The sequence below is a fragment of the Yoonia maricola genome, assembly GCF_002797915.1.
Classification (GTDB): domain Bacteria; phylum Pseudomonadota; class Alphaproteobacteria; order Rhodobacterales; family Rhodobacteraceae; genus Yoonia; species Yoonia maricola.
The window spans coordinates 1,002,476-1,022,545 of sequence record NZ_PGTY01000001.1; the positions used below are offsets into that span (position 1 = coordinate 1,002,476).

General features: G+C 56.2%; 23 protein-coding genes. 8 read left to right on the plus strand and 15 right to left on the minus strand.

Annotated features, from left to right (window positions below):
* Window positions 1-31 precede the first annotated feature (31 nt).
* Window positions 32-1,339, plus strand: a complete 1,308-nt coding sequence (gene purB / locus BC777_RS05050; protein WP_100367029.1) for an adenylosuccinate lyase — start codon at window positions 32-34, stop codon at window positions 1,337-1,339.
* A gap of 51 nt (window positions 1,340-1,390) precedes the next feature.
* Here the strand turns inward: purB and BC777_RS05055 are convergent, their stop codons facing one another.
* Window positions 1,391-2,086, minus strand: a complete 696-nt coding sequence (locus BC777_RS05055; protein WP_100367030.1) for an acyl-homoserine-lactone synthase — start codon at window positions 2,084-2,086, stop codon at window positions 1,391-1,393.
* 123 nt (window positions 2,087-2,209) lie between these two features.
* Window positions 2,210-2,818 carry an autoinducer binding domain-containing protein gene (locus BC777_RS05060; protein WP_100367031.1) on the minus strand — a complete coding sequence of 203 codons (609 nt, stop codon included), beginning with the start codon at window positions 2,816-2,818 and terminating at the stop codon, window positions 2,210-2,212.
* 140 nt (window positions 2,819-2,958) lie between these two features.
* Here BC777_RS05060 and BC777_RS05065 point away from each other — a divergent pair, with 140 nt between their 5' ends.
* Complete coding sequence (locus tag BC777_RS05065; protein ID WP_100367032.1) at window positions 2,959-3,447, plus strand: autoinducer binding domain-containing protein; 489 nt, start codon at window positions 2,959-2,961, stop codon at window positions 3,445-3,447.
* Window positions 3,448-3,494: 47 nt separating this feature from the next.
* Window positions 3,495-4,550, plus strand: a complete 1,056-nt coding sequence (locus tag BC777_RS05070) for a FliG C-terminal domain-containing protein (protein ID WP_100367033.1) — start codon at window positions 3,495-3,497, stop codon at window positions 4,548-4,550.
* 142 nt (window positions 4,551-4,692) lie between these two features.
* On the opposite strand, the gene BC777_RS05075 is transcribed toward BC777_RS05070, so the two are convergent.
* On the minus strand, window positions 4,693-5,559 hold the full coding sequence (locus tag BC777_RS05075; RefSeq protein WP_211095326.1) for a glycerophosphodiester phosphodiesterase family protein: 867 nt from the start codon (window positions 5,557-5,559) through the stop codon (window positions 4,693-4,695).
* 270 nt (window positions 5,560-5,829) lie between these two features.
* Between BC777_RS05075 and BC777_RS19600 the strand changes: the two genes are divergently transcribed.
* The 4 genes from BC777_RS19600 to BC777_RS05095 are packed head-to-tail and all read left to right on the plus strand — an operon-like array spanning window position 5,830 to window position 7,960.
* Window positions 5,830-6,177 (plus strand): SH3-like domain-containing protein, encoded by a 348-nt coding sequence (locus BC777_RS19600; protein WP_281251767.1) that lies wholly within the window; start codon window positions 5,830-5,832, stop codon window positions 6,175-6,177.
* 10 nt (window positions 6,178-6,187) lie between these two features.
* Window positions 6,188-6,457 carry an SH3-like domain-containing protein gene (locus tag BC777_RS19605; protein ID WP_100368012.1) on the plus strand — a complete coding sequence of 90 codons (270 nt, stop codon included), beginning with the start codon at window positions 6,188-6,190 and terminating at the stop codon, window positions 6,455-6,457.
* Window positions 6,447-7,091, plus strand: a complete 645-nt coding sequence (gene nthA, locus BC777_RS05090; protein ID WP_100367034.1) for a nitrile hydratase subunit alpha — start codon at window positions 6,447-6,449, stop codon at window positions 7,089-7,091. Before BC777_RS19605 ends, nthA begins: the two co-directional genes overlap by 11 nt.
* A complete protein-coding gene (locus BC777_RS05095) occupies window positions 7,088-7,960 on the plus strand; it encodes a lysophospholipid acyltransferase family protein (protein ID WP_245834163.1) in 873 nt (290 codons plus the stop codon). Before nthA ends, BC777_RS05095 begins: the two co-directional genes overlap by 4 nt.
* 6 nt (window positions 7,961-7,966) lie before the next feature.
* Here BC777_RS05095 and BC777_RS05100 read toward each other — a convergent pair whose 3' ends face one another.
* The gene (locus BC777_RS05100) at window positions 7,967-8,659 is read right to left on the minus strand and encodes a DUF1223 domain-containing protein (RefSeq protein ID WP_100367035.1); all 693 of its coding nucleotides are present in this window, start codon (window positions 8,657-8,659) and stop codon (window positions 7,967-7,969) included.
* A 233-nt stretch (window positions 8,660-8,892) separates the two neighbouring features.
* Between BC777_RS05100 and acnA the strand changes: the two genes are divergently transcribed.
* Window positions 8,893-11,583, plus strand: coding sequence for an aconitate hydratase AcnA (gene acnA, locus BC777_RS05105; RefSeq protein WP_100367036.1), 2,691 nt, complete (start codon window positions 8,893-8,895; stop codon window positions 11,581-11,583).
* Between the two features lie 55 nt (window positions 11,584-11,638).
* Here acnA and BC777_RS05110 read toward each other — a convergent pair whose 3' ends face one another.
* The 11 genes from BC777_RS05110 to BC777_RS05160 all read right to left on the minus strand — a co-directional run bounded on the left by BC777_RS05110 (window position 11,639) and on the right by BC777_RS05160 (window position 20,004).
* A complete protein-coding gene (locus BC777_RS05110) occupies window positions 11,639-12,175 on the minus strand; it encodes a DsbE family thiol:disulfide interchange protein (protein WP_100367037.1) in 537 nt (178 codons plus the stop codon).
* The gene (gene ccmD / locus BC777_RS05115; protein ID WP_100367038.1) at window positions 12,168-12,311 is read right to left on the minus strand and encodes a heme exporter protein CcmD; all 144 of its coding nucleotides are present in this window, start codon (window positions 12,309-12,311) and stop codon (window positions 12,168-12,170) included. Before ccmD ends, BC777_RS05110 begins: the two co-directional genes overlap by 8 nt.
* Entirely contained in the window at window positions 12,304-13,032 is a 729-nt protein-coding gene (locus tag BC777_RS05120) for a heme ABC transporter permease (protein ID WP_100367039.1), read from the minus strand. Before BC777_RS05120 ends, ccmD begins: the two co-directional genes overlap by 8 nt.
* 42 nt (window positions 13,033-13,074) lie before the next feature.
* Window positions 13,075-13,731: a heme exporter protein CcmB gene (gene ccmB / locus BC777_RS05125; RefSeq protein ID WP_100367040.1), complete on the minus strand. Its 657-nt coding sequence runs from the start codon at window positions 13,729-13,731 to the stop codon at window positions 13,075-13,077.
* Entirely contained in the window at window positions 13,728-14,342 is a 615-nt protein-coding gene (gene ccmA, locus BC777_RS05130) for a heme ABC exporter ATP-binding protein CcmA (protein WP_100367041.1), read from the minus strand. Before ccmA ends, ccmB begins: the two co-directional genes overlap by 4 nt.
* On the minus strand, window positions 14,342-14,695 hold the full coding sequence (locus BC777_RS05135; protein WP_100367042.1) for an Mth938-like domain-containing protein: 354 nt from the start codon (window positions 14,693-14,695) through the stop codon (window positions 14,342-14,344). The genes ccmA and BC777_RS05135 overlap by 1 nt, the downstream gene beginning before the upstream one ends.
* A 14-nt stretch (window positions 14,696-14,709) precedes the next feature.
* Window positions 14,710-15,678 carry a protein translocase subunit SecF gene (gene secF, locus BC777_RS05140; protein WP_100367043.1) on the minus strand — a complete coding sequence of 323 codons (969 nt, stop codon included), beginning with the start codon at window positions 15,676-15,678 and terminating at the stop codon, window positions 14,710-14,712.
* Between the two features lie 2 nt (window positions 15,679-15,680).
* Window positions 15,681-17,342 carry a protein translocase subunit SecD gene (secD, locus tag BC777_RS05145; protein WP_100367044.1) on the minus strand — a complete coding sequence of 554 codons (1,662 nt, stop codon included), beginning with the start codon at window positions 17,340-17,342 and terminating at the stop codon, window positions 15,681-15,683.
* A gap of 24 nt (window positions 17,343-17,366) precedes the next feature.
* Entirely contained in the window at window positions 17,367-17,651 is a 285-nt protein-coding gene (gene yajC, locus BC777_RS05150) for a preprotein translocase subunit YajC (protein ID WP_100367045.1), read from the minus strand.
* Window positions 17,652-17,856: 205 nt separating this feature from the next.
* Entirely contained in the window at window positions 17,857-18,825 is a 969-nt protein-coding gene (locus BC777_RS05155; RefSeq protein WP_133122513.1) for a SecDF P1 head subdomain-containing protein, read from the minus strand.
* 63 nt (window positions 18,826-18,888) lie between these two features.
* A complete protein-coding gene (locus tag BC777_RS05160) occupies window positions 18,889-20,004 on the minus strand; it encodes a Hint domain-containing protein (protein ID WP_100367047.1) in 1,116 nt (371 codons plus the stop codon).
* Window positions 20,005-20,070 lie beyond the last annotated feature (66 nt).

The following is a 20,070-nucleotide window of genomic DNA, read 5'->3' on the forward strand; positions in this document are numbered from 1 at the left end:
TCTGCCCACCCCCGACATAAGGTGCTTGCCCATGATCCCTCGCTATTCTCGCCCGGAAATGACTGCAATCTGGGAGCCGGCCACGAAATTTCGCATCTGGTACGAGATCGAGGCCCATGCATGTGACGCGCAAGCAGCGCTCGGCGTGATCCCGAAAGAGAACGCCGAAGCAGTATGGAAAGCCAAGGATGTTGAATTCGACGTCGCCCGCATTGATGAAATCGAAGCAGTCACCAAACACGACGTCATCGCATTTCTAACGCACCTCGCCGAACATATCGGATCAGACGACGCCCGTTTCGTGCATCAGGGCATGACATCGTCAGACGTGCTCGATACAACACTGAATGTCCAACTGGTCCGTGCCGCTGACCTGTTGATCGCAGATATGGACCGCGTGCTCGCGGCTCTAAAGACCCGCGCTTACGAACACAAAGACACCGTCCGCATTGGGCGCAGCCACGGAATTCACGCCGAACCAACAACAATGGGCCTGACCTTCGCCCGTTTCTACGCAGAGATGGACCGGGGCCGTGCGCGCCTGGTGAACGCCCGCGAAGAAATCGCCACCGGTGCCATCTCTGGTGCCGTCGGTACCTTCGCCAATATCGACCCATCAGTCGAAGAACACGTCTGCGCGCAACTGGGCCTCTCGCCCGAGCCGATCAGCACGCAGGTTATCCCCCGCGACCGCCATGCGATGTTCTTTGCGACATTAGGTGTCATCGCCTCCAGCATTGAAAACATCGCGACCGAAATCCGGCATATGCAACGGACCGAAGTGCTGGAAGCGGAAGAGTTCTTCTCTAAAGGCCAAAAGGGGTCGTCTGCTATGCCGCACAAACGCAACCCTGTGCTGACCGAAAACCTGACCGGTCTTGCCCGTCTGGTTCGCATGTCCGTGGTGCCCGCGATGGAAAACGTAGCCCTCTGGCACGAGCGTGACATCAGCCACTCATCTGTCGAACGCGCGATTGGCCCGGATACGACCGTCACACTGGACTTTGCCTTGAACCGCCTTGCAGGCGTTGTCGAAAAATTAGTAATTTACCCCGATAACATGCTGGCAAACATGAATAAATTCCGTGGGCTAATCATGTCCCAGCGGGTTCTCTTGGCCCTGACCCAAGCAGGCGTCAGCCGCGAAGATGCCTATAAACTGGTGCAACGCAACGCAATGAAAGTCTGGGAACAAGGAGCCGATTTTAAAACCGAGCTCCTTGCTGATGGGGATGTTTTAGACGCACTTTCCCCGGCAGAGATCGAGGAAAAATTCGATCTCGGGTATCACATGAAAAACGTTGATACGATTTTTGCGCGCGTCTTTAAGACACACTAGGATTAGCTACCCGGCACAATCAATGCTGCGCTGGCTGCTGTGATGCCGATGTTAGATCTTTGACGGCGCATGCACAGCGTTTTGCTGCACCACATATGTGGGCCGAGACAGACTAGCGGCCTGATTCGTTGCGGCATCTGTTTGATCTGACGTTTTTGCACGGATGCCAGCAATCTTACCCTTCATCGCGACATACTTACGATTGTCATGCGCGTTAATGTAAGGTTCGCCGATCGGATAAACCGGGTAGCCAAGCTGGCGCATCGTCCGCGCGAACACCGGTGGACATAGCGCCATAATCTCGGTCCCGCCATGTTCACGTGCCTGCGACACCACACCATCCAGCAGCATGCCCAAACATGCCGACCGTTCCGCATGCGTTTTGATATCTTCAGAGATAACGATACGCGTCGCTTCCCAGACTGTCGGTGTCACTTCCGCCGCTGGCAGAATATCGGCTGGAATGCCGATCAGTTTCCCATCAACCGCATCACGCAACATATAGGTATGTGAGCCCCATTGCGCTGTTGTGGCCATCGTACGCATGCCGCCAACGACCTTTCCGTCCTTCACAACAAGCGAGTAATACGCCTTTGGGTTGTCATATTGATCCATCTCGACATCATCATCATGCGGAATGTCCCAACCAAGCTGATCCACAAAAAATTGTTTGCGCAGTGCAAGAAATTCAAAGAACGCAGATCCATGCTTGTGAAGCTCTGTCAGGTTAAAAGTGATATTCTCCATAGTGTTCCCTCTGGTTGTAGCGTGAGTAATGGCGGCCCCCGTCGCCGAAAAAGCCGACGGTACCGCACCGTCGACAATTTAGCTCTAATTGTTCAGAAGAAAGAAAAAAAGGCTTATGTTTTCTCAGATTAAGCCGTACTGATTCGCCAGCGTAGCAGCTTGAGTGCTCGTTTTTGCGGCAAGTTTTAACTTAGCATTCCTAAGGCGCTGCTTGACCGCCCCCTCGCTAACGCTCAACTCAAAGGCGATTTGCTTGAGACGCTTGCCGTCTTTCACCATGCCCAAAGCCTCTAGTTCCGCCTTGGTCAAATTGGTGGGTGGTGCCGTATCATTGTGGCGGCGAGTGAGATAGGCTTGAAACAGCTTGATTTCCAGAGCGGTGTATTCACGGTCTGATCGCGTAAAAGATGCAAATGACCTCTGCGCGTCCGCGCTGCTGTCGAAGACCGAAACTGATACGCCATATGCCATGCCAAACGTCTTGGCTTGGGCAAGAATACCCTTTGGATCATCCACTGGAAACTCACTCCAGCGTACTGCACCGACGTTCGCATAAGACCATCTAAGCACCGGGTCAAAAAGGGCAAACCGCTGCTTTGTATAGTGGCTTACCCAATCAGGACGTAGCTCGTTGATTTCTTCCATGGGGAAGGCAAACCCTATGCGCAACGCAATATAGTGGCCTGACGGGGCAAGTTGCCCTATCTCATCCAGACCAAGAAGTTTCGACATTCAAAATCCTCAAGAGAGCCTCCCTTCAGAAAAGCTCTTGTTAGCCCGACCTAGTTGCATTTAAACTTAGTCGACACATAGTCCCGCCTATAATATTTGTTTATTACGCAGCTTGGCAACCGGAAAGCGAGTTGGACGATATGAGTTCTGCACAATTTGAGATCAGCGAAGCACTTGGGCAACTACATGAGATCGCAAACGCGGGATACGCACTCGGCTTCCATATCGAGTACACGACCCCGAAATTTGTCTTTCAGACGTATCCCAAAGCATGGTTGGATTATTATTCCAGCAACGGATTGATCATGAACGATCCGATGGTGGCATGGGGTTTTGAAAACACCGGCAACCAAAAATGGTCAGACCTGGAAGACCCTGCTGGCGTGCTGGAAAAGGCGACGGAATACGGGATGAAGTTCGGGGTTGTGATTGCCGTGGCCTCTGGCGACAGCCGCAGCATTGGTGGTTTCGCTCACCCTGACCGCGAATTCACCCCAGAAGAGGTTGCGCAGATCGAAGCAATCACGACGCGCATTCACGAAAACACCGCCGAGACAGCCCGTCTTGAAGATGAAACTGTCGAGCAACTAAAAAAAATGTCTGTTATGGTGACCCATCCGGGATCATAGGCGATACAAGTAACCGATATTTAACATTATTTTATGCATGCTAGGGTATGGATACACTGGCATCTTTATCCCCCGCAACCACACTGACCCGCCGGCGTAAGGCCGCCATGGTTGTACAAATGCTGCTTGACGATGGCGGTTCACTTCCACTGGGGCAGCTTCCGGCGTCTTTGCAACTTCTCTTAACTGAAGAACTTGGATCGTTGCGGCTGATCGATAAAGGAACCGTATCAGCCGTTGCCGAAGAATTCACAGCCGAGCTTGAGGCGGTTGGCCTTACCGCACCAGGCACACGCGATGGGGCGATCACCACGCTGGCCGATCATCTTAGCCCAGACATCGCAAGCAATTTGCGCAACCAACTGGCCAGCGTGCGCAATGGCGACCATTGGCCCATCGTGGTTGAGTTAAGCATTGAGCGGATTACCGCCATCATGCTCGCCGAAAGCACGGCAATCTGTGCCGTAACCCTGTCAAAGCTTCCGGTTGCAAAAGCCGCAGAAGTGCTGTCGCACACACCCGGCGAACGCGCACGACGAATCACATATGCGATGTCCCAAACCGAAAGCATCCCACCCGATACCGTGCGACGGATCGGGGCCGCCTTGGCACAACAATACGGGCATCCTGCGGATCTGGCCTTTGAAAAGGCACCGGTCCAACGACTCGGCGCGATCCTGAACTCCACCATGACTGATACACGCGAAGATGTGCTGACCGGCCTGAACCAAGAGGACGCCGAATTCGCAACAGATGTGCGCAAGGCCATCTTCACTTTCAAAGATATCGCACCGCGGGTCAAACCAACCGACATTCCCAACACCATCCGCAACGTGGACGGTGATGTGCTGCTAACGGCCATAGCAGCCGCGCTGAAAGGGGATGACGCACTTGTGGCATCGGCCGAATTCATACTCAACAGTGTGTCTCAACGGATGGCAACCCAACTGCGCGAAGACGCGGAAGAGCGTGGGGCCATCAAGAAAGCCGACGCCGAAAAGGCAATGGCCGCAATCACGACCGCCATTCGCGAAATGGCAGATGCTGGGGTGATCACACTGATCGACCCCGATGAGACAGACGAGGACGACAGCGGGACCTAGGAGGAGCCGGGGACATCAGATGGCTTTGGCGTTTCCATTGAAACTCGACCAAAGCGGGGAGCGCAATCCTTGGGGCAACTTGTGACGAAAGTTGAGAGAACCCATATCGACAAGTGCTGCTGCATATCAAAAGGGCTGCTTTCTATTCGCGGGAAGAATTCAGTGGACCAATCAATTCAATACGGTTTGTCCAAATGTATCCATCAAACGCCTCTGGCACCTCGCGAAAACTGTCTGCATCATCGATACCACTTGAGAATCCTGAACCATCATTGGCTCCGGCAAGAATGACATCTGTTCCGACGGATTTGAGACGACGCGTAAACCGGTGCGGCCATCCCCATAGGAATCTTGCATAGTTCTGAGGAATCAGAACGATTGTGTTGTGACAGCTCTCTGGTACATACCCGCTCCAACCCAATGCGAGATAGCGGATCAGGCAGGCTTCCAACGACGATCGGTCAAAGCCTCGGAGATCGGGCGTCGCTTCAATCGCGATGCGTGTTGGTCGCTGTCCACCGTAGACGCCATAGACTTTATCACGCACCTCTGAACGCTCCAGTATCGCGGCGAGCGCAGCACCTTCATCACGACGTCGACTCTTGAAATTGATAAGGAATTGACCTTCCATATTCTCTTCAAAGACGCTGTCCAGCGTGGGCATTAGCCCAACTGCCTGCCCCCTAAGTGGGTAAGCTTCTGTGCCATCATCAATCCAGTACCCAACATCAAGACTTTGCAACGTCGCAAGGTTTTTCTCGTTTGTGACGCCGGTCCCATCAGTGCGGCAGTCGAGGGTCCAATCATGGAAGACGACAAACACTGAGTCTGTCGTCAGATGAACATCAATCTCAACCACGTCTGCACCCAGGCGAAATGCCTCCCGCATGGAGGGGATCGTGTTTTCAATGAAGCTGTGTTTAACCGGCGCGACAGGAGATGCATGGCAGGCATCATTCGAACGGTCAGAACCAGTATAAACCTGATTGACACCACGATGCGCAATCAAGCGCGTCTCATGCCGCTCAAGGCCAGACACAAAAAGCGATGAATTGCCAAACCACAGGCCCGCTCCGACAAGCAGGACAGCAATAGAGAGCCTTTTCAGCGTTCCGCGCATGAAGTTCAAATAGACCATTTTAGCAATACTTAACAGCTACGCAGCCGACCCTCCTCCGCACACAGCAAAAGGGCAGCTTCCCCCCCACCAAGTCGAAGCTGACCTACTTGCTACATTTAGTGATTCATGTCCTCAACAGAATGGTCTAGACTTTGCGCTATGAGGAAGGACACCACATTCGATGGCCGCCGCTGGCATGATATGGGCGGCACTGCGGCTGGCCCTGTTCCCACAGAGCAGCATGATTTTGCGCTTTGGGAAAAGCGCGTTGACGCATTGATGATCATTGCATCAGGCAAGGGCCATTTCACCGTTGATGGTTTGCGCCGCGTGCTTGAGGACATGGGCGAAGAGGCCTTTGAAACCATGACCTACTACGAACGCTGGATCGCATCGGTCAACCAGAACCTGATCGAGGCTGGCGTCTACACCACCGCCGAACTCGCCCAGCGTATGTCAAAGGTCGCCGCGCGTGGCCCCACCTATGGTGAGGCAACCTGTGACTGAACGCCGATATATGCGCGTGCGGGCCGATATGCCCCCCGGCCATGTGCGCACACCATCCTATTTGCGCGGCAAGGTGGGCTGGGTGGAACGCACTCTTGGCCCCTTTCCAAACCCCGAACAACTGGCCTATGGGCGCAATGCCACACCCCTGCCCCTGATGCGTATTCGCTTTTCTATGGCAGAGGTTTGGGGCAATGCCACTGACGCCCCGGATGACACGATAGATGCCGAAATCTACAGTCACTGGCTTGAACCGGCAGAGGCCCCTCATGCCCCATGACCACCACGATCATATGTCCCCTTCTGGCCACCCGTATCGGCCCGACGATGACCACCCTTTGACCTATTGGCAACAAATGGAAATCGCCGTGCGCGAGTTGCTGATCGAAAAAGGCGTGACCACAGCGCAAGAGATCAGCGCGCAGATCGATGCGATGGATGCACGAAACCCCGCGCAAGGGGCCGCCGTTGTGGCGCGCGCCTGGACAGATCCGGCATTTCGCGCCGATTTGCTGCAAGACGCCAGCGCAGCCACCCGCGAGATGGGCTTTGACATAGGCCCCATGCGTCTGATCGCATTGGAAAACACCGCTGATGAACATAACGTGGTCGTCTGCACCTTATGTTCCTGCTATCCGCGCAATCTGCTGGGCCTGCCGCCTGATTGGTACAAATCGCGTGCCTATCGGTCGCGCACCGTCAAGGAACCACGCAAGGTACTGGCCGAGTTCGGCGTCACCCTGCCCGACACAACCACTGTACGCGTTCATGACAGTACCGCCGACATGCGTTATGTGGTAATCCCCGCACGGCCCGCAGGAACCGAAGGCTGGAGCGCCGATGCACTGGCCGCGCTCGTCACCCGCGACAGTATGATCGGCACCGGCCTGCCCAAATCACCGGATACTGCGTGAGCGCGCAAAAGGTCCCTGACGGCACACGCGCCGATTGGCTGGCCGACCGCGCCCTGCGCGGGCTGATCGCCACGTTGATGCGGCTGCCCTATGACACACGCGTCGCAATGATGGGCAGCGCGCTGCGCCGTGCCATCGGCCCGCTAACCGGCTATCGCAAACGGGCCGAGGATAATCTGGCCCTCATTTATCCCGACATGGGTGTCATTGACCGGCGCCAGTTGGCAGAGAAATGTTGCGAAAACTTCGGACGTACGATCATCGAAAACTATTCATGGGAAGAATTCGGCCAAAGGCTGTCAACGACCGAAGCGACCGGTGACGGGCTTTCGGCCCTTGCGCAGGCTGCCAAAACACAACGCCCCGTCATCTTTGTCACCGCTCATTTCGGCAACCACGAGGCTCCGCGCCATGTGCTAACCAGAATGGGCCACACAATCGGCGGGCTCTACCGCCCCATGCAGAACGCCTACTTCAATGATCACTATGCCAAGACCATGACATCATGGGGCGGCCCGGTTTTTGCCCAAGGGCGCCGGGGCACGATGGGCTTTGTCAGGCACCTGCGCAACGGCGGGTTCGGCACGCTGCTTTACGATGTCTCCGCCCCCGGTGCGCGGCTGCCCTTTCTGGGGCATCCGGCACGCACGTCACTGTCCGCCGCGGAGATCGCGCTGAAACTCGACGCGCTTGTCATCCCCTATTTCGGCATCAGACAGCCCGACGGGCTGTCGTTCGCGGTCAAGGTCGAGGCGCCGGTTAGACCTGCGTCACCAGAAGAGATGTTATTGGAAATGAATGCGCGGCTTGAGGCACATATCGCGCAACACCCGGAACAATGGTTCTGGGTGCATCGCCGCTGGAAGTAGCTGGGTTCACTTCAGCTCTGCAGCACCAACAATGGGGCCATTCGTGGCGTGCTGCAAGATGACCACAACCGGGCTATCACCCGGCGCGTCAGCCTCCAGCGCCAATGGCGCGCGCCCGTCCCAGCGCCCGATCACATCCCATGAGGTGACGATATTAGCATAGCTCAGCTCACGTCCCGCATTTTCACCGCGCCGGATCGAGACTGTTTCTTCCGGCGTATAGCGCACCAGTTGCACGACATAATCGCCACCATCACCCGGCACCGCTGTCACCAGCACCGACTCGCCACGCCGGGTCAAGCTGACATCAAATACGTTGCCCTCGCGGCTGCGCGCTTGCAATGCATCCATCACCTGCATGGGCCGCGATCCAATCACATGATCAACCCCACCAATCACCATCTGCGGGGTATAGACGGTCGGCGCATTCGCGGCGTTGGCATAGGCATGCTGACGTTCGGTGAACTGGGGGTTGGCAAAGCTGTCTTTCCAGCCAATGTAGTCCCAATAGTCGACATGCAGCGCAAGCGCGATCACATCGTCGCGTTTGGCCAAATCATGCAACATTGCATCCGCAGGCGGGCAGGATGAACACCCTTGCGAGGTGTAAAGCTCAATCACGACGGGGCCGTCTTCTGCCATAGCCTGCGTTGCATTCAACACACCGGCAAAAGACAATATCGCTAAAAGGGAACGCATGGCAGGCCTCGGGATTTATTATTCGCTCACTCGGTTTAATCAGCTATGACTGAAATAACCAATCAATGAATTGCGAGTACAAAGTTAACTATGTTTCAGCGCCAAACGTCGTTGATCTTTATTGTGTGCAATAGTATACAACGCGCGAAGGCGCCGCATTGCATGACGAATCTACATGGTGCATCACCTATCACTATAGCCACGCTCGCGCATCAGCCACGAAAGGGAACGCCATGACGATCACAGTCGGCAAAGATACCGCAAACACCCGTAAAACCCTGTCAGTCGGTGACCAGTCGGTCGCTTACTACTCTATTCCGGCGGCGGAAGCTGCGGGTTTGGGTGACTTTTCAAAGTTGCCAGCGGCCCTGAAGGTGGTTCTCGAAAACCTGCTGCGGTTCGAAGATGGCGGCTTTTCTGTCTCCGTGGACGACATCAAAGCCTTCTCTGCCTGGGCCGATCAGGGGGGCAAGAACCCCCGCGAAATCGCCTACCGCCCCGCCCGCGTGCTGATGCAGGATTTCACCGGCGTCCCTGCAGTGGTTGACCTTGCCGCCATGCGCGACGGCATCGTGGCCTTGGGTGGCGACGCCCAGCAGATCAACCCGCTCAACCCTGTCGATCTGGTCATCGACCACTCGGTCATGATCGACGAATTCGGCAATCCCCGTGCATTCCAGATGAACGTGGACCGCGAATATGAGCGGAACATGGAACGCTACCAGTTCCTGAAATGGGGCCAAGGCGCGTTCAACAACTTCCGCGTGGTGCCACCGGGCACAGGCATCTGCCACCAGGTGAACCTCGAATACCTCGCCCAGACCGTCTGGACCGACAAAGACCAAAACGGCGAAGAAGTCGCCTACCCTGACACGCTCGTCGGTACCGACAGCCACACAACCATGGTCAACGGCCTCGCCGTACTTGGCTGGGGCGTTGGCGGGATCGAGGCGGAAGCGGCCATGCTCGGCCAACCTGTGTCCATGCTGATCCCTGAAGTCGTGGGCTTTGAGCTGACGGGCAAAATGATGGAAGGCACCACGGGAACTGACCTTGTACTGAAAGTCGTCGAAATGCTGCGCGAACTCGGCGTTGTGGGCAAATTCGTTGAATTCTACGGTGCCGGGCTCGACGTCCTGCCACTGGCCGACCGTGCCACAATCGCCAACATGGCACCTGAATACGGCGCGACATGCGGCTTCTTCCCCATCGACAATGAAACCCTGCGCTACCTGCGTAACACAGGGCGTGACGAAGACCGCATCGCGTTGGTCGAAGCCTACGCCAAGGAAAACGGTTTCTGGCGTGGCGCGGATTACGCCCCCGTCTACACCAACACCCTGCACCTCGATATGGGCACCATCGTTCCTGCGATTTCGGGCCCCAAACGCCCGCAGGACTACGTGGCACTGACAAATGCCAAATCAGCTTTCACCAAGGAAATGGAAGAAACCTTCAAGCGCCCCATGGGCAAAGAAGTGGCTGTCGCTGGCGAAGACTACACCATGGAAAGCGGCAAGGTCGTGATCGCCTCGATCACCTCCTGCACCAACACATCAAACCCCTACGTGATGATCGGCGCGGGTCTTGTGGCACGTAAGGCCGCCGCACTTGGCTTGGACCGCAAGCCATGGGTAAAAACATCGCTCGCCCCCGGCTCGCAGGTTGTATCGGAATACCTTGAGGCCGCAGGCCTGCAAGATGACCTTGATAAGATTGGCTTCAACCTCGTGGGCTATGGCTGCACCACCTGCATCGGTAACTCTGGCCCGATCCAGAAAGAACTGTCTGACGCGATTGCCGAGGGCGATCTGGTAGCGACATCGGTCCTGTCGGGTAACCGGAACTTCGAAGGACGGATTTCACCGGATGTACGCGCGAACTACCTCGCTTCGCCACCACTGGTCGTGGCCTACGCGCTGGCAGGTACGATGGACATTGACCTCTCAAGCGAACCGCTGGGTCAGGACCAGAACGGCAACGATGTATTCCTGAAAGACATCTGGCCCACCTCGGCCGAGATCAACGAACTCGTCGAAAAGACGGTGACCCGCGAAGCCTTCATCAGCAAATACGCTGACGTCTTCAAAGGCGACGAAAAGTGGCAAGCGGTCGAGACATCAACAGGCGAAACCTACGACTGGCCCGCCACGTCAACCTACGTTCAGAACCCGCCCTACTTCCAAGGCATGTCCAAAGACGCAGGTGAGATCAACGATGTGGTTGACGCCAAAGTCCTCGCCGTCCTCGGCGACATGGTCACAACCGACCACATCAGCCCTGCCGGGTCTTTCAAAGACACCACCCCCGCGGGTCAATACCTGCTGGAACGTCAGGTGCCTGTCCGCGAATTCAACTCCTACGGCTCACGCCGCGGCAACCATGAAGTCATGATGCGCGGCACATTCGCCAACATCCGCATCAAGAACGAGATGCTGGATGGGGTCGAAGGTGGCTACACCAAAGGTCCGGATGGCGCACAGACGTCGATCTTCGACGCAGCCATGGCGCATCAGGCCGAAGGCACCCCGCTGGTCGTCTTTGCTGGCGAACAATACGGGGCTGGTTCCTCGCGCGACTGGGCGGCGAAAGGCACAGCGCTTTTAGGCGTAAAGGCTGTTATTGCTGAAAACTTCGAACGCATCCACCGCTCCAACCTTGTCGGCATGGGCGTTGTACCTTTCGAATTCACCGGCGGCGATAACCGCAACTCACTCGGCCTGACTGGTGAGGAAACGGTGACCATTGAAGGGTTGTCAGAGGTCAAACCGCTGCAAGAGCTGACAGCAAAGATCACGATGGGCGATGGCACATTGAAAAAGATCACCGTGAAATGCCGCATCGATACAGCCGTTGAGATCGACTACATCAAAAGCGGCGGCGTGCTGCACTATGTGCTGCAGAACTTGGCGAAAGCTGCTTGATTTCGTGGGTTTCACCCACCCTACGTAGGGTGGGTGAAACCCACACCCATGACGGTTACTCCACCGCCTTTACCAGTTCCGGCAAAAACCGCTGCTCATAATCCGACCCTACCAACGGCCCGACGAACCGGTACAGCACCGTCCCGTCTCCATCCACGATAAACGTCTCTGGCGGTGCCGTCACACCCCAGTCAATCGCGGTCCGGCCCCGCAAATCAAAAGCGGTGGCAAAGAACGGGTCGTCATAGTTCTCCAGATATTCAGACGCCATCGACTGCTGATCGCGAAAGTTGATGCCCGCAACGCGATATCCCTGCGCCTCCAGGTCCAGCAGATTCGGATGCTCCGCCCGGCATGGCGGGCACCAGCTGGCCCAGAAATTCACCAATGTGATGTCACCTGCGCGCAGGTCGTCCGCCGTCAGCTGTACGGTTCCCTGTACCGCCTCGGCCGGGATGGGGGGGGCTTGATTGCCCACGAATGTCGAAGGCAACTCATCGGGGTTATCCCGCAAAATCCCTGCCAGAGCGAGCCCGGCAAAAGCTGCGAAAATCACCGGCGGCATGATCATCAGGGGTGAGACTTTAGCCATTCTTCTCAACCTTCTCCAAGGACGCGCGGACCTTCGCATAGCGGCGCCAACTCAGCCAAATCAGCACACCGATCAGCAGGATACTGACCGCATAGGCCGACAGAACCTCAATCGCGTAGTCACCCAAATCAGGCACGGCGCGCCCTCGCTTCCAAGGCGCGGATACGGCGCGCGCGGATTTCGGTACGAGTGCGCATCAGTACCAATGCAACAAACAGCAACACAAAGCCCGCGATACAGACCAACAGTGGGAACCAGAACACGTCCGAGATATTCTCTTCTTTGTCCAGCGACAACGATGCTCCTTGGTGCAGCCCCTGATTCCAAAACAACACGGCATAGCGCGACAGGATCGCAAAAACCGATCCGACCATGCAAAGAACTGACGTCAAATCAGCGGCGGTGTCAGGGTCTTCAATCGCCTCCCACAGGGCGATGTAGCCAAGATAGAACAAAAACAGGATCAGGAAGGACGTCAGCCGCGGGTCCCATGCCCAATATGTTCCCCACATCGGCTGGCCCCAGATACCGCCAGTAAAGAGCGCAATCAACGTGAACACGACGCCCACAGGGGCCGCAGCCCTTGCGGCAAGTGCCGACACATGGTGCCTGCGCACGACCCAGATCAACGAGGCGACCAGCATCATGATCCATGCGTTGATCGCCATCAGTGCGGATGGCACATGCAGGTAGATGATCTTGACGGTCGATCCCTGGCGGAAGTCATCGGGTGTAAAGAAAAACCCCCAAACGAGCCCCACCACAAGACAGACCCCGGCCGACGCAAACATCCATGGCAGGACCGGTCTGGTCCAGCCCATAAAAAGCTTTGGATTGGCATATTCCCACATCGACATCGGCTTTATCTATCCTTCCTTATAGCAGCCCTCAATCCCTGATCACCGCAGATTGATCCGTAACACAGCTGCAGTGGCAAAGGGCAACAAAGCGAATGACCCTGCGGTGATCCCGGCCATCAACATCAGCGCGCCAGTCGGATCCAGCCCTTCAGCGCCGCGGCGCACGGCCTCTGCCCCAAAAATGAGCGTAGGGACATAGAGCGGCAAAACCAGCAGTGATAGCAACAACCCACCACGCCGCAAGCCCACGGTGAGTGCCGCGCCAAAGGTGCCGATCATCGACAATGCCGGCGTGCCGATCATTAGCGAAACCAACAAATACGCGTAGGCCTCGGGCGCAAGGCTAAGCAAGAATCCCAGCGCAGGCGCTGCCAGTGTGAGCGGCAATCCAGTCGTAATCCAATGCGCCAGCGCCTTGACCATCGCCGCCCCTTCCAAAGGTAACGGCGAAGTAGCCAGCAATGCCAACGACCCATCCTCGTAGTCGAGTGCAAAAATCCGATCTAGCGACAAAAGCGCTGCCAAAAGCGAAGCGACCCAAAGTATCCCCGGCGCAATCCGCGACAACAGTTCTGTTTCTGGCCCCACCCCAAAAGGGACCAGCACGACAACGATCAGAAAGAATGCCAGCCCCAGTCCAAAGCCACCCCCTGCCCTGATCGCCAACCGCAGGTCACGCAGGAGCAGCGCAATCACAAGAACGCCTCATCCGACCCGCCGCCTGCATCATCCGCAGCTTTGAACGGGGTCAGGTCCAGTTCGGGTGCATCCAGTCCCAAATCAATATGGGTCGCAATGACGGCAATACCGCCGGCCGCCAGATGCGCGTTTTGCAACCAGTCGGCAAATAGCTTCACCGAGAAGCCATCCAGCGACACCGTTGGTTCATCCAAAAACAAAACCTTGCGCCCGATCACCCCCAACCGTGCCAACCCAAGGCGGCGCTTTTGCCCTGCAGAGAGCGTCCCGCCCAAGCGGTCCCGCAGGTCAGCCAGATCAAAGGTTTCAAAGATACCATCAGGCAAAGGCGCGCCATGTACGTCAGCCCAAAAGCTGAGGTTCTCGGTCACGGTCAGTGCGGTCTTGATCCCGTCGGCGTGGCTGGCATATGCGCCTTCGTCCTCGGGGAATGTCACTTCCCCCCCGATAGCAGGCTGCAAACCGGCCAAGGTGCGCAACAGCGTTGTTTTCCCAATGCCATTCGGCCCGCGCAAGATCAGCGTCCGGCCTGCCTCAACTGCAAAGCTGACATCGGCCAGCACCGGCACACCGCCGCGCGCGCAGGTCAGGTTTTGAACGGTCAGCATTAGACAGGCAGCAGGGCAACTGCCACGCGCCGCCCCTCTGACAAAAGCACGTTGTACGTGCGGCAGGCAGCGGGTGACGCCATCGCCTCCACGCCGATACCTGCGTCTTCCAGCGTCATGCGGAAATCTTTGGGCGGGTGTGCGATCTCTGCCCCGGTCCCGACAAACAGCACATCAATATCAGCAACATGTTCCAACACGGCAGCGGTATCCTCGAACCCGCCCCAATTGCTCACACCAGTTGGCAATACCAGCAAGGCACCATCGTATTTCTTACCACCGACCCGGAAGAACCCCGGACCATAGCCATCAATAGGCACCGCATCGTTATAGCTGATCTCGTTCAGGCGCATGGGTTCCCCCCCGCTTAGGTGTCGATATGACCGTATTTGGTGCCAGCGCTTGGGTCTTTCTTCGACCAATCGCGCTTGACGCCCAGCACCAACAGAATAGCAGAAGCCACGAAGATCGATGAATAGGTCCCGATCAAAACGCCCCACATCATCGCAAAGACAAAGCCGCGGATCACGTCGCCACCCAGAATGAACAGCGCCAGCAACGCCAGCATCGTGGTGACCGAGGTCATCAAGGTCCGGCTGAGCGTTTCATTGATCGAGATATTCAGAACCTCTTTGAGGTCCTTTTTCTTGTACTTGCGCAGGTTTTCCCGCACGCGGTCGAACACAATCACGGTGTCGTTGATCGAATAACCCACAATGGTAAGCAAGGCCGCGATAATCGCTAAATCAAACTTGATTTGGAGTTCCGAGAATATCCCGATCGTCAGGATCACATCGTGACTAAGCGCCAGCACAGCACCAACAGCAAACTGCCATTCAAAGCGTAGCCAGATATAAAGCAGGATCGCCACAACAGCCAAAGCCACCGCGATAATCGCTGTCTGGATCAGCTCGCCCGAAACCTTAGGGCCAACGGATTCGACAGATGGGAAGGTCATGTCAGGGTCGATTGTCTGCAACGCGCTCTGGATCGCTTCGATGGTCTGGGTCGCGATACGCTCATCACCCTCTTGGGCCTGCACACGTACCAATGCAACATGCTGATCCTCGTCAAACAGCGGATCATCGACCTCTGCTATAGAGACATCACCCAGATTCAATCCTTCAAGCACTGTGCGATATTCCGCAACATCAACTGGCACAGAGCTATCCGTCCGGATGCTCGTCCCACCCTGAAAATCGATACCATAGTTCAGCCCTTGGATCAGGAACGACGCAAAGGCGATGACCATGGCAACCATCGAAATCCCCAGCCAAATCCGTGCCTTGCTGAAGAAATCAATCGACGTATTTTCGCGAACCAGTCTCAGACGCATGATTAAACCTCGATTGTCTTGGGGCGGGTGCGCGCGAACCAGATCACGATCAGTGACCGGGTGACGAAGATCGCAGTGAAGACGGACGTAATGATGCCAAAGCCCAAGGTCACAGCAAAGCCGCTGACCGGGCCAGAGCCCATAGTGAACAGGATGACGGCTGTAATGAACGTCGTGATATTGGCGTCAACAATCGACGACAGCGCCTTTTCATACCCCAGCTCAATCGCACGCGCGGGGCCTTTGGCGGTTTTGAGTTCCTCGCGTATCCGCTCAAACACAATCACGTTGGCGTCGACCGCCATACCAATCGTCAGGACGATGCCTGCGATGCCGGGCAGCGTCAGGGTTGCCCCGACAATACTCAGCAAGCCGAAGATCAGGCCCACGTTGATCACCAGCGCGATGTTGGCAAAGACGCCAAACAAACCGTAACTCAGGATCATATAAACAAGAATTGCGATCCCTGCGACGATACAGGCAATCTGACCGGCGGCGATGCTGTCCGCACCCAATTCTGGCCCGATGGTTCGTTCTTCAAGAAAGGTCAGCTCGGCAGGCAACGCACCAGCGCGCAGCAACACGGCCAAATTCGTGGCCTCATCGACTGTAAAATTGCCGGTGATAATCCCTGATCCACCCGGAATATGGCTTTGGATCGTGGGGGCAGAGATCACCTCGTTATCCAGCACAATCGCAAAAGGGCTGCCGACATTTTCCAGCGTATAATCGCCAAATTCCCGCGCCGCCGAAGTGTTAAACCGGAAAGCAACCGCAGGCCGCCCGTTCTGATCAAAATCAAGCTGAGCGTTCTCAAGATCTTCGCCGGTCACGACAGGACGGCGCTCGACAATGTAATATTGCCCTGGCGTATCCAGCGACGGCAGAATCATGTTCCCAGTGCCGGGGTTCTGATCAGGGTTGGCCGTCGGAGCTTCAACCGGGTTGAACGTCAACTGTGCCGTCGTTCCAAGCAATTCGATAATCTCATTGGCAGATCCCACACCGGGCACCTGCACCAGAATACGCTCGGACCCCTGACGCTGGATAGTGGGCTCTCGCGTGCCGACTTCATCAATCCGGCGGCGAATAATCTCAAGCGTTTGCAGGATCGTGCGCTCATTCATCGCAGCAATCTCAGCATCGCTCAGAGTGATGGTCAGCACCGGGCCATTGATACTGACGTCGATATTGGTCGCAGCTGCCCCGGTGAAAGAGGCCACAGGCGTGGCCAGCCCGCGTGCAATCTCAAACGCGCGGGTTGCACCATCAGCTTGCGAAATACGGATGCGAAGTTCGGTTGCAGGGCTCTCGTCGCGGGTCACAAAACCGACGGTATCGCGCTCTGCCGCAAGCGCGTCACGGACCGTCGGCCAAAACCCTTCGAGGAAGGACGCATGCACATCCTCCACCTGCACTTCAACCAGCAAATGCGCACCACCGCGCAGATCAAGGCCAAGATTGACAAGGTTGGAAGGCAGGAAACTTGGCCATTGGGCTGCATCGGCCTCAAGCTCTGCATTAGTCTGACCCGTTTCAATGATCGCCATCGCGTCATTATGGGTCTCGACCCGGCCATAAAACCCGTTGGGCATCGCAAAGGTCAAACCAACCACGACTGTCAGCCAGATCAGCAGCAGCTTGGGAAACGAAATATTCAGCATAAAGCGCGCCTCGCCGGCCAGTGATTAGGTTTTTGCCGGTTCGGTCTTGTTGATCACGGTGGCGATGGTGGATTTTACCACGCGGACTTTGACATCCTTGGCAATCTCGACCTCAACTTCGTTGCTGTCGTCTTCCTTCACCTTCACGATCTTGCCAACAAGACCACCTTGCGTGATCACCTGATCACCGCGGCGCAATGCGGCCAGCATGGCGGCGTGCTCTTTCATCTTTTTTTGCTGTGGACGGATCAACAAGAAGTACATGATCCCAAAGATCAGTAGCAACATAATCAGGTCGGCAGGTCTCATATTCCATCCCTTTTGGTCGTGTGGCGCTTAGGCCTTGGAAACTCGCGGCACATTATGTCCGGCACCCATGATTGGCAACCGCGATTGGGCGGTTTTGATCGGGCTTTGGTGGCATATGGGGACAAGCTGGAAGGAAAGCAAACGGGAACCACTGTTTTGCTGCATCTGACCTGTAAAGATGCGTTAAGGCACTACAGTGCTTTGCCTATTCGCCCGCGACCACCGGCGGGCCGATAGGCCGTTCCGAAATAACAGTCAGCGCACCGGGCAATGGCCCCGCGCGCAGCATATTCACCAAGTTCACCGCCTCTGCGTGGGTAAAGTGCCCTGCGATAATGCCCGAACCACCGGGAATCTGGCTTTGTATGACTGGTGCGCTGATCACCTCATCGTTCAGGACGATTGCGAAAGGTGATCCAATGTTGTCCCCCGTATACTGCCCAAATCTTTGTGTGGCGAAGGCGTTCAACCTGAACGTCACCGAGGAACTGCCGTTTTGTTCCGGCCTGACCTGCACATCAGCAAAATCCTTGCCAGTGACAACGGGTCTGCGCGCGATGATGTAAAACAGCGCAGGATCCTGTCGAGAGGGCACCAGCATGTTGCCAGTACCCGGATCACTGTCAGCATCGGCAGAGGTGCCTATGACGGTATGAAAGCCAAGCCGCGCCGTTGCACGCAATAACGATATGATTTCATCGCTTTGCATAGGACCTATGACCGCCACGCCAATGCGCGCCCCATCCTGATGCGCGACAAGAACATCACTTGCCCCTGCCTCATAAAGCCTTTGACGCAGAGCATCGACGGTATGCGATAGCGTCACCGCGTCAAGCGTTGCAATCTGCGCACTATTCAGCGTGATCATCAGCATCGCCCCTTTGGTTTGCACGTCGATGTTTGTCTGTGCAGCGGCCACCGGTGCACCCAAGGCGCGCACAATCTCAGTCGCAGTTTCAATCCCTGCTTCATTGGTGATCGATACATGCAACTGGCCGGGTGGGCTGTCCTCGCGCACAACAAAGCCCACGTCATCGCGCGCGGCGGCCAATGCATCACGCACGCTGGGCCAAAAGTCATCCAGCGCGGCCGCATGCGCCTCGGCCAGATCAACCTCAAGCACCAGATGCAAACCATCTTGTGGCGGTGTATCTGCATAACTGTTCGTGGGCATCGCAAAAGCCACGCACAGGACAACAGCAACACAAGCAAGAAATGAACGGCTGGCCCAGTTCACCTATCTAACGGCCATGTGCATCGTTGGAGAAAGATCATCCCAAGCAGCATGACCATGATCCTGCAATGCTTTGCGGTGGGCCCGCGCCAATGCGCGGCCTTCCTGCAATCGCAGGAAACGGGCTACGGGCGGGCCGTAAGCCTGCGGGCCAAGACGATCATAACCGGGGATAAGGTTGCGCACTTCGCGCCGCATGCCGCGTCCAATAATACGCATGGCATAAGGTCCGGGATAAAAGCTTTCGGTCAGCACACCTTCGGCCTTCATTAACGCATGCTGGTCCAGCAAAACCGAAACATAGGTGATCTGCCGCTTGCCTTCCATGATACGAACACCGGGCAGTGGCGTCATCCCGCGTGCGACAGGCAGGACATTTGGGGTACCAAACAACCGTTCAGACAATGGACCACTGAAATACATCCGATGACCCGGCGAAACGACAAGATCGCGCCGGGGCAGATCTGGCCCAAGGCTCTCTTTGGCAAAACAGACCGGGCGTTGATCGGTTTGCTGATCGCCGAAGCGAAGCGTACGTATACCGACCCAGAGAACGGCGCGCGGCACATCACCATCGGTCATGACCTGCATACCCGGCAGCAGATCCTCAACCGTAATTAATCCGTCGGGCGTCTCGACCTGCGTTCCGGCAGCAAGGCACGGAAAAGACGAATTCGCGACCACCGCATCGAAATCCAGATTGCCGTCGTCGTCGTCGACACCTTCGACCGCGTTTTGATCCACTTGACCATAGTCGACCGTTGTTGGCCCTTCAGGGACGCCACCTACATCGATAACAATATTCTGCTCACCGTTCTGACCGGGAATAATCAGATGCTCATCACCTGACGCCATCCCCTGCTCCAGATCAGGCTGGATAGTTCTGTTGTCGACAATGACGTTGCCGTCTTGATCAGTAATGGTCACCCTTTGACCATTTTGAAATTGGTCAGCACCGTTCGTTTGAAAAACCTCAATGGTGTAGACGTCGCTACTTGACCCTAAAGCGGTCACATCGCTCAGCTCTACGACACGGTCCTCGTTATTGCCCGACGCGAACAAAGACGAATAAGAGCCGATTTGATCACCGCTAATGGTCAGTATTTCATCTGGCTCCATTACGGCCTCCTTACATTTACAAAAACATCACTGCGATCTGACTGTGTTTCGCGGGTTCACTTGGCC

Coding starts and splice junctions, on each gene's coding strand:
- yajC (WP_100367045.1), bottom strand. CDS start 17,651: ATGAGACCTGCCGACCTGATTATGTTGCTACTGATCTTTGGGATCATG.
- BC777_RS05055 (WP_100367030.1), bottom strand. CDS start 2,086: ATGGAGAATATCACTTTTAACCTGACAGAGCTTCACAAGCATGGATCT.
- BC777_RS05155 (WP_133122513.1), bottom strand. CDS start 18,825: ATGCCCACGAACAGTTATGCAGATACACCGCCACAAGATGGTTTGCAT.
- secF (WP_100367043.1), bottom strand. CDS start 15,678: ATGCGTCTGAGACTGGTTCGCGAAAATACGTCGATTGATTTCTTCAGC.
- nthA (WP_100367034.1), top strand. CDS start 6,447: ATGCCCCATGACCACCACGATCATATGTCCCCTTCTGGCCACCCGTAT.
- BC777_RS05110 (WP_100367037.1), bottom strand. CDS start 12,175: ATGGCTAAAGTCTCACCCCTGATGATCATGCCGCCGGTGATTTTCGCA.
- BC777_RS05100 (WP_100367035.1), bottom strand. CDS start 8,659: ATGCGTTCCCTTTTAGCGATATTGTCTTTTGCCGGTGTGTTGAATGCA.
- acnA (WP_100367036.1), top strand. CDS start 8,893: ATGACGATCACAGTCGGCAAAGATACCGCAAACACCCGTAAAACCCTG.
- ccmA (WP_100367041.1), bottom strand. CDS start 14,342: ATGCTGACCGTTCAAAACCTGACCTGCGCGCGCGGCGGTGTGCCGGTG.
- secD (WP_100367044.1), bottom strand. CDS start 17,342: ATGCTGAATATTTCGTTTCCCAAGCTGCTGCTGATCTGGCTGACAGTC.
- BC777_RS05070 (WP_100367033.1), top strand. CDS start 3,495: ATGGATACACTGGCATCTTTATCCCCCGCAACCACACTGACCCGCCGG.
- purB (WP_100367029.1), top strand. CDS start 32: ATGATCCCTCGCTATTCTCGCCCGGAAATGACTGCAATCTGGGAGCCG.
- BC777_RS05060 (WP_100367031.1), bottom strand. CDS start 2,818: ATGTCGAAACTTCTTGGTCTGGATGAGATAGGGCAACTTGCCCCGTCA.
- BC777_RS05120 (WP_100367039.1), bottom strand. CDS start 13,032: ATGTCGATGTGGGAATATGCCAATCCAAAGCTTTTTATGGGCTGGACC.
- BC777_RS19605 (WP_100368012.1), top strand. CDS start 6,188: ATGCGCGTGCGGGCCGATATGCCCCCCGGCCATGTGCGCACACCATCC.
- BC777_RS05135 (WP_100367042.1), bottom strand. CDS start 14,695: ATGCGCCTGAACGAGATCAGCTATAACGATGCGGTGCCTATTGATGGC.
- BC777_RS05160 (WP_100367047.1), bottom strand. CDS start 20,004: ATGGAGCCAGATGAAATACTGACCATTAGCGGTGATCAAATCGGCTCT.
- BC777_RS19600 (WP_281251767.1), top strand. CDS start 5,830: ATGAGGAAGGACACCACATTCGATGGCCGCCGCTGGCATGATATGGGC.
- BC777_RS05065 (WP_100367032.1), top strand. CDS start 2,959: ATGAGTTCTGCACAATTTGAGATCAGCGAAGCACTTGGGCAACTACAT.